Here is an 8,232-nt window from a genome sequence, read left to right on the forward strand (position 1 = left end):
AAAGGGAGAAAAAAGATAGATGAAGTTTAATACAGTGTTAGATAATTTAAAAATTTATGAAGCAGGAAAACCGATAGAATTAGTTGTGAGAGAGTATGGTGTTGATGAAAAAGATATTATAAAATTAGCAAGTAATGAGAATCCTAGAGGCAGTAGTCCAAGGGTGATTGAAGCTATAAAAAAAGAAACTAGAAAAGCAAATTTATATCCTGATGATAGTATGTATGAGCTTAAAGAAGGACTGGCAAATAAATTTAAAGTAACAAATGATAATGTTATAATTGGTGCAGGAAGTGACCAAATTATCTCATTTGCATTACAAGCTAAAGCAAATAAGCATACTTCAATACTTATGGCAAGAACAACTTTTGCTATGTATGAGATTTATGGAAGACAAACAGGAGCAACGATACTTAAAACTCCTTCACATACACATAACTTAGATGAGTTATTACAATTGTATAAAGAGAACCCTAGTGTTTCAGTGATTTTTTTATGTATACCAAATAATCCATTGGGTGAGTGTTTAGATACAAAAGAAGTTTATAATTTTTTAGATCAAATTGATGATGGCACTTTAGTTGTAGTTGATGGAGCATATCAAGAATATGCAAGTTATAAAGATAAAAATAAAAAAATTGATGTAAAAGATTTAATTAGTAAATACCCTAACACTTTATATCTAGGAACTTTCTCAAAAGCATATGGACTTGGTGGTATGAGATGTGGATATGGTATTGCAGATAGTACAATAATTAAAGCTTTACATAAACTTCGTTCACCATTTAATATTACAACATTATCTTTAAAAGCAGGTATTGAAGCATTAAAAGATGAAGAATTTGTACAAAATTGTATAAAAGAGAATTTTGATGAAATGATTAAATATGAAAAATTTGCTAGAGATAATGGCTTTAATTTTATACCAAGTTACACAAATTTTATTACACTTAAATATGAGGATGATAGAAAATCATCTCTAATTGCACAAAATTTACTGAAAAAAGGTATAATTGTAAGAGATTTAGGTGCGTATGGAATGAATGCAATAAGAGTAACCATAGGTACACCAGAGCAAAATAGCAAATTTTTTAGTACATACATAACAATTTAAGGGCATAAATGGACTTAAAGACGCTTTTCGATCAGATCGCAGTACTTTTTCAAAACTTCACACTGAAACAAAGAATTGTAGCACTTGTCTCAATTCTTATAGTTGTTGGTTTTATAGTATTTTTACTACTTTTTAGAGCAAAAGATTCTATGATAGGAAGTGGATATAGTATTTTGTTTGAGAAAACAAATGCGGGTGATTCGGCATTAATTATTCAGCAATTAGAAAAAGATGGAGTACCTTATAAAGTTGTTAATGAAGGTACTATTGCTGTTCCTTCAAACATGGTTTATAAGCAAAGAATATCAATTGCAGCTTTGGGAATTCCAAAAGATAGTAAAGTTGGATTTGAAATATTTGATCAAAATGAATTTGGTGCTACTGATTTTGAACAAAAGATTAAATATTTAAGAGCATTAGAGGGAGAATTAGCAAGAACTATAGAAGGTTTGATGCCAATAGAAAAAGCTAGTGTTCATATAGCAATTCCAAAAGAAACTGTTTTTGCAGAGAAAAAGAGTCCCACTACAGCTTCGATAGTTTTATCAATCAGAAGAGGGATGAAATTATCAATTAAACAAATTACAGGGATTAAAAATTTAGTATCAGCATCGATTGCAAATTTAATGACCGAAGATGTTTCTCTTGTTGATCAAGAAGGTGTTCCTCTTGGTGATGAAGATAGTGCTGCTTATGAAGGTGAGTTAGTAAAATCTCAAATAAAATATAAAAAAGAGTTTGAAAGAGATATTGAAGATAAGATTATTAATGTATTAGCTCCTGTCATTGGAGGGGTTGATAAAGTAGTTGCTAAAGTTACTATTGATTTTGATTTTGCTAGAGAAGATAGTGTTAGTGAAGTTTATGATCCAAATTCTGTACCAAGAAGTGAGCAGAGTGTAGAAGAAAAGAGAGAAGGAAGTCAACCAAAGGATGTTGGTGGAGTTCCTGGAGCTGTTAGTAATATAGGTCCTGTTCAAGGATTAGAGAGTAATAACGCAACAGAAAAATATGAAAAAAGTTCAGCTACGACAAATTACGAAATATCTAAAAAAGTGACAAATGTTAAAGGTGAATTCGCAACAATTAAAAGACTGAGTACAGCTGTTGTTGTCGATGGTAACTATGATTTTACTAAAGATGCAGATGGTGTTAGTACGGGGAAATTAGAGTATATCCCTCTCAGTGAAGCTCAAATGGCATCAATAAATGATATAGTGAAACAAACAGTTGGTTTTAATGTCAATAGAGGGGATGAAGTCACAGTAAGTAATTTTGAGTTTAAACCTCTTCAAAAAGATGGTACAAAAGCTCCAACTCAAAATATGATTGATAAAATTACTTATTATAGCTCACCGCTTATTCCGATAATTAAATATCTTATAGCGGGTATTTTACTATTTATTTTCTATAAAAAAGTAATTGAGCCATTTAGTGAAAAAATGATTGAGCATTCTTCTGAAGAATATACTGCAGACGAGATGAAATTGGAATCTGAAGAAGATGAAGATAGTGCAGAAGATACTTTAGAGAAATTTAAAAAAGCTCGTAAAAAAGTTGAAGATCAGCTTGGAATTGGAGAAGAATTTAATGAAGAAGAACTTAAATACGATGTTCTTTTAGAAAAATTAAAAGCTTTAGCGGATGATAAAAGTGAAGAAATAGCTGGATTACTTGAAACTATGATAAGAAATGAAGGTGATTATGAATCGCCAGGAAGAGGCTCTGATGGTGGTGTATAATGAAGTTAACTGAAGAACAAAAAAATCTTTATAATGAACTAAGTATGGCTGAAAAAGTAGCTATCTTATTTATTCAACTAGGTGAAGACACTACTACAAATCTTTTTTCACATATGAACATTGAGACAGTTACAGATATATCAAAATATATTGCCATAGTAAAAAATATTGATAAAAATGTAGCAAATGCTGTTTTAGAAGAATTTTATGCAATAATGCAATCAAATCAGTATATTAGAAGTGGTGGTATGGAATATGCTAAAGAGATTCTTTACCGTACTTTTGGACCAGATGCTGCTCAAAAAATACTTGATAAACTTTCTAAAAGTATGGAAAATACACAAAGTTTTGGATATCTTTCTCAGATAAAACCACAACAATTAGCAGATTTTATTGTGACAGAGCATCCTCAAACAGTTGCATTAATTTTAGCACATATGGATCCCACAAGTGCTGCTGAGACTATTTCATTTTTTCCAGATGAGCTTAAAAGTGAAGTAACAATTCGTATGGCAAACTTAGGAGATATATCTCCTTCGGTAGTAAAAAGAGTTTCTGCAGTACTTGAAAATAAATTAGAATCATTAACTTCTTATAAAGTAGAAGTTGGAGGGCCTAGAGCCGTTGCTGAAATTCTTAATCGTCTAGGACAAAAGGCTTCTAAATCTACAATTGCATATATTGAACAAACAGATGAAGAATTAGCAACTACGATTAAAGAGATGATGTTTACTTTTGAAGATATTATGAAACTAGACTCTACAGCAATTCGTGAAATTTTAAAAGTAGCAGATAAAAAAGACTTAATGGTTGCTCTTAAAGGAGCCGCTGATGATTTACGTGATAAATTCTTAGAAAATATGTCACAACGTGCACAAGAAGCATTTTTAGAAGAGATGAGTTTCTTAGGTGCAGTAAGAGTTAAAGATGTTGAAGATACACAAAGAAGAGTTGTTGATGAAGTTCAAAAACTCGCTGAACAAGGTGTTATTCAAGTTGGTGAAGCAGAAGAGATGATTGATTAATGAAAAATATAATAGATACAGCTAAAGCAAAAAATCATACAATTGAGCCATATAGGTTTAAGGTACTTGGTGGAGTAAATACTGTACATGAAAGTGAAGAAGAAATAATAAAAAAAGAAGTTATTCCTGAAACTCCAAGTATTGAGCCTTCGCCTCTTCCTCAAACTGAAATATTGATACAACAAGATGAACAACAAAATAAATTTATTGAAGAGTTGTTGAAAAAAAGTGATGAGTTATCCACAAATATAATTAAATTACAAATGCAAATAGAAAAGCAAGAAGTAGAGTTTGAAAATAGACTCCAAAAAGAGGTAAAAAGAGAATCTGAAACTGCTTTTGAAACTGGTTATCAAAAAGCACAAAGTGAGCTTTTAGATTCAACTGAAGAAGTAAAGAAAAAATTTTTTAATTCTATAAATATTTTAGAAGAAGAAGTTAAAAAGGGAAATGATTTTTTAAAACAAATAGAAACAGAGCTTTCTCAAACGGCAATAGAAGTTGCAAAAGAAGTTATTTTAAAAGAAATAAAGCATTCAAGTAGTGAAATAGCTATTGCACTTTCAAAAAAATTAATTGAAGAATTAAAAGATGTAAAAAACATAAAACTAAAAATAAATCCTAAAGACTTTGAAGCATTAAATGATGTATATTCAGATATTGAAAATATAAGAGTAGAGAGTGACACAGCTATTACAGAAGGTGGTGTTGTTGTTTTAAGTGATGCTGGAAATTTAGATGGTAATATTACTACAAGATTAGAAAAAGTAAAAAATTTAATAGAAAATGGTTAATAATGATAGAGGTTAAAGGTAAATCAGTAGAAGAATTAAAAGACATATGTGTGAGTCTTCGAAAAAAAATTATAGAAACAGTCAGTAAAAATGGTGGACATTTAAGTAGCAATGTAGGTGCAGTTGAGCTTATAGTAGCAATGCACTACGTTTTTGATGCGAAAAAAGACCCATTTATATTTGATGTCTCTCATCAATCATATGCACATAAGTTATTAACTGATAGATGGGATAAGTTTGATACATTAAGAGAGTTCAATGGTATTTGTGGTTATACAAAACCTAGTGAATCTCAATATGACTATTTTGTAGCAGGACATAGTTCAACTTCTATATCATTAGCACTAGGTGCTGCAAAAGCTATTTCATTAAAAAAAGAGCAAGACTCAAGAAGACCAATTGCTTTGATAGGTGATGGCTCTATGACTGCTGGTATGGCATATGAAGCGCTTAATGAATTAGGTGATATAAAACTACCAGTTATAATTATCTTAAATGATAATAAGATGAGTATAGCAAAACCAATAGGTGCTATTAGTAAATTTCTTTCTCATGCAATAGCTGGAGATTTTTTTCAAAAGGTAAAGAAAAGAACTGAACATTTTTTACAATATCTTCCTGATAGTGCTACATATATGGCTAAGAAGTTTGAAGAGAGCTTAAAACTTATAACTCCTGGAATGCTTTTTGAAGAACTTGGTATTGACTATATTGGTCCAGTTGATGGACATAATGTTGAAGAACTTATAAAAGCATATGAGTTAGCAAAAAAGATGAAAAAACCAGTTATTATTCATGCTCAAACTTTAAAAGGCAAAGGCTACCAAATTGCAGAAGGGTATGAAGAGAATTGGCATGGAGTTGGTCCATTTGATATTGATAGTGGAAAATCTATAAAAAGTGCTGGTAAAAAAAATGCTACAAGTATCTATAGTGATGCGCTTTCTCAATTAGCAAAAAAGTATGAAAATGTAGTAGGAGTAACAGCGGCTATGCCTACAGGTACAGGATTAAGTAGGTTAATAAATGAATTTCCAAATAGGTTTTGGGATGTAGCAATAGCAGAACAGCACGCAGTTACTTCTATGAGTGCTATGGCAAAAGAAGGTTTTAAACCTTTTATTACTATATATTCTACGTTTTTACAACGTGCTTATGACCAAGTGATACACGATGCTTGTATAATGAATTTAAACGTAGTTTTTGCATTAGATCGTGCTGGAATAGTAGGAGAAGATGGAGAGACTCATCAGGGTGCTTTTGACATATCTTATTTAAGTGCTATACCAAATATGACAATTTTTGCGCCAAGAGATAATGCTAGTATGTATCAAGCTGTTGAGTATGCTTACAAGCATGAAGGTCCTTGTGCTATTCGCTATCCTAGAGGAGCTTTTTTTGAGTGTGAAAATGTAGAAGATGTTCCTTTTAGATTAGGAAAATCACAACTTTTGAAAGAAGGTAAAAGCAAGGTTCTTCTTATTGGGTATGGAAATGGTGTGGGAAGAGCTCTTAACGTATCCAAAATATTAGAAAAAACTGGTATAGATTGTGCTGTATTAGATCTAAGATTTGTTAAACCTATGGACAAAGATATGCTAGAAAAACTTTCTAAAAGTTATAATCATTGGTTTATTATAAGTGATAGTGCTAAGATGGGTGGGGTTGGTTCACAAATAGCATACCTCAAAAATGATTATACTTGGGATAATGTAAAAGTAATTAGTTTTGAGTATGAAGATGATTTTATTAAACATGGTAATACTACATTAGTAGAAGAAGATTTAGGTATATTAGCAGAACAGTTAGCTAAAAAAATTTTAAAAAGTATAAAGTAGGATAAATGAATTTTTTAACAGTTTTAAAAAGTAGTGGGCTAACGGCAACTCCTCAAAGAGTTGCTGTGTTAAAAGAGTTAGGTAAAAAAACGCATCCAACCATGGAAGAGATATATAATGGTATAAGAGAAGAGAATCCAACAATCTCTCTTGCAACGGTGTATAAAAATGTTCATGTCTTAAAAGAAAATGGAATGGTAATAGAAATAAATATACCAAATGGTAAAATGAGATATGATTATTTAGCAAAACCTCATATTCATATAGTTTGTAAGAGTTGTAGTTATATTGAAGATATGGATTATGATGAAAATCTTTTTAAGTATCAAAATAATTTAGAAAAAAGTAAAAATATAGTTTTGGATAGGTTAGATGTTATCGCAACAGTAGATAATTGTAAAATGTGTAAGTAGGAGATAATCTCCTACTTAGCCTTTGTTATAATTCTTCAGCATGTTCACTTAGATAGTCAGCAACACCTTTAGTATCTGCTTTCATTCCTGCATCACCTTTATTCCATCCAGCAGGACAAACTTCACCATGTTCGTTAGTAAATAGCATTGTATCTACCATTCTTAACATTTCATCAATATTTCTACCAAGTGGAAGATCATTGATTACAGCATGTCTTACTGTCCCATCAGTATCGATTAAAAATGATCCACGAAGAGCAACACTTTCTCCAAATAGAACATCATAATCTTTAGAAATTTGCTTTGAAAGATCTGCTACTAGAGGATATCTTACTTGACCTATACCACCTTCATTTACTGGAGTATTTTTCCATGCAAAGTGAGAGAATTGTGAATCGACAGAAACACCTATAACATTAATACCACGACTAGTGAACTCTTCTAATCTTTTATCAAATGCAATGATTTCAGAAGGACAAACAAATGTAAAATCCAGAGGATAAAAGAACAAAACTGTACCTTTTTCTCCAAAATTTTCATAAAGATTAAAATCTTCAACTATTTCATTGTTTCCTAATACAGTTGTTGCTGTAAAATTTGGTGCTTTATTTGTAACTAACATAATATTCCTTAATAGTAATTTTTATTAATAAGGAATTATAACTGATAAATAATTAGATAGACTTTAAAATTAAAGTTTATATGTCACACAAAAGGCACTAATTGATTTAGCTTGTTTATAGTGCCTTATCTTTTGTTAAGTTCTAAACTCAGCGAGTTTATCATTAAGTGTTTCAGTCATTTTATTCATATGCTCAGCAGCACTAGCAATCTCTTCAACACTTCTTGCATTCTCAGTTGAAAGTCCATTGATTTTACTTACACTTTGTATTACATCTCCTATATCATCACCAGTTTGAATATAACTAGTTACTGTTTTATCTGCCATATTTGTTGCATCACCCATTACAGATGAAAGTTCATTTATTTTCTCTTCTACATTAGTAGCTGTTCCACTCAACTCTTCTACTTTTTTTGAATTACTTGTCATTTGTTCACTTGAATCCATAATAGATTGAACTATAACACTTATAGTTGAATTGATCTCAACTAATGATTTTTGAGTACGTTCTGCTAGTTTTCTTACTTCATCTGCAACTACTGCGAATCCTCGTCCATGTTCACCTGCCCTTGCTGCTTCAATTGCGGCATTTAGTGCAAGAAGGTTTGTTTGATCTGCAATATCTCCTATTACTTGAAGAACATCTTTTACTTGTTCTGTATCTTGGCTAAGTTGTTGTATTTT

The 8,232-nt window shown here is 30.9% G+C and carries 8 protein-coding genes; 6 read left to right on the top strand and 2 right to left on the bottom strand.

Annotated features, from left to right (window positions below; translation table 11 throughout):
• The first annotated feature begins 19 nt into the window (after positions 1-19).
• Genes hisC through K354_RS0108050 form a run of 6 tightly spaced genes read left to right on the top strand, consistent with a single transcriptional unit; the run spans position 20 to position 6,926 of the window.
• The gene (gene hisC, locus K354_RS0108025; protein ID WP_024954989.1) at positions 20-1,114 is read left to right on the top strand and encodes a histidinol-phosphate transaminase; all 1,095 of its coding nucleotides are present in this window, start codon (positions 20-22) and stop codon (positions 1,112-1,114) included.
• Positions 1,115-1,122: 8 nt separating this feature from the next.
• Positions 1,123-2,856, top strand: coding sequence for a flagellar basal-body MS-ring/collar protein FliF (gene fliF / locus K354_RS0108030; protein ID WP_024954990.1), 1,734 nt, complete (start codon positions 1,123-1,125; stop codon positions 2,854-2,856).
• Positions 2,853-3,881: a flagellar motor switch protein FliG gene (gene fliG / locus K354_RS0108035; protein ID WP_024954991.1), complete on the top strand. Its 1,029-nt coding sequence runs from the start codon at positions 2,853-2,855 to the stop codon at positions 3,879-3,881. The genes fliF and fliG overlap by 4 nt, the downstream gene beginning before the upstream one ends.
• The gene (gene fliH / locus K354_RS0108040) at positions 3,881-4,675 is read left to right on the top strand and encodes a flagellar assembly protein FliH (protein WP_024954992.1); all 795 of its coding nucleotides are present in this window, start codon (positions 3,881-3,883) and stop codon (positions 4,673-4,675) included. The genes fliG and fliH overlap by 1 nt, the downstream gene beginning before the upstream one ends.
• Positions 4,676-4,677: 2 nt before the next feature.
• Complete coding sequence (dxs, locus tag K354_RS0108045; RefSeq protein ID WP_024954993.1) at positions 4,678-6,513, top strand: 1-deoxy-D-xylulose-5-phosphate synthase; 1,836 nt, start codon at positions 4,678-4,680, stop codon at positions 6,511-6,513.
• A gap of 5 nt (positions 6,514-6,518) precedes the next feature.
• On the top strand, positions 6,519-6,926 hold the full coding sequence (locus K354_RS0108050; RefSeq protein WP_024954994.1) for a Fur family transcriptional regulator: 408 nt from the start codon (positions 6,519-6,521) through the stop codon (positions 6,924-6,926).
• 25 nt (positions 6,927-6,951) lie between these two features.
• Here K354_RS0108050 and K354_RS0108055 read toward each other — a convergent pair whose 3' ends face one another.
• Positions 6,952-7,548 (bottom strand): peroxiredoxin, encoded by a 597-nt coding sequence (locus K354_RS0108055; protein ID WP_024954995.1) that lies wholly within the window; start codon positions 7,546-7,548, stop codon positions 6,952-6,954.
• Positions 7,549-7,683: 135 nt separating this feature from the next.
• A partial coding sequence (locus K354_RS14120) for a methyl-accepting chemotaxis protein (RefSeq protein WP_037940479.1) occupies positions 7,684-8,232 on the bottom strand: 549 nt, incomplete at its 5' end.

It is taken from the genome of Sulfurospirillum arcachonense DSM 9755, assembly GCF_000597725.1.
Taxonomy (GTDB): Bacteria; Campylobacterota; Campylobacteria; order Campylobacterales; family Sulfurospirillaceae; genus Sulfurospirillum_A; species Sulfurospirillum_A arcachonense.

What these genes read in the sequence shown, in the direction of transcription:
- fliF (WP_024954990.1), top strand. Translation starts at nt 1,123, where the DNA reads ATGGACTTAAAGACGCTTTTCGATCAGATCGCAGTACTTTTTCAAAAC.
- hisC (WP_024954989.1), top strand. Translation starts at nt 20, where the DNA reads ATGAAGTTTAATACAGTGTTAGATAATTTAAAAATTTATGAAGCAGGA.
- fliH (WP_024954992.1), top strand. Translation starts at nt 3,881, where the DNA reads ATGAAAAATATAATAGATACAGCTAAAGCAAAAAATCATACAATTGAG.
- K354_RS0108055 (WP_024954995.1), bottom strand. Translation starts at nt 7,548, where the DNA reads ATGTTAGTTACAAATAAAGCACCAAATTTTACAGCAACAACTGTATTA.
- K354_RS0108050 (WP_024954994.1), top strand. Translation starts at nt 6,519, where the DNA reads ATGAATTTTTTAACAGTTTTAAAAAGTAGTGGGCTAACGGCAACTCCT.
- dxs (WP_024954993.1), top strand. Translation starts at nt 4,678, where the DNA reads ATGATAGAGGTTAAAGGTAAATCAGTAGAAGAATTAAAAGACATATGT.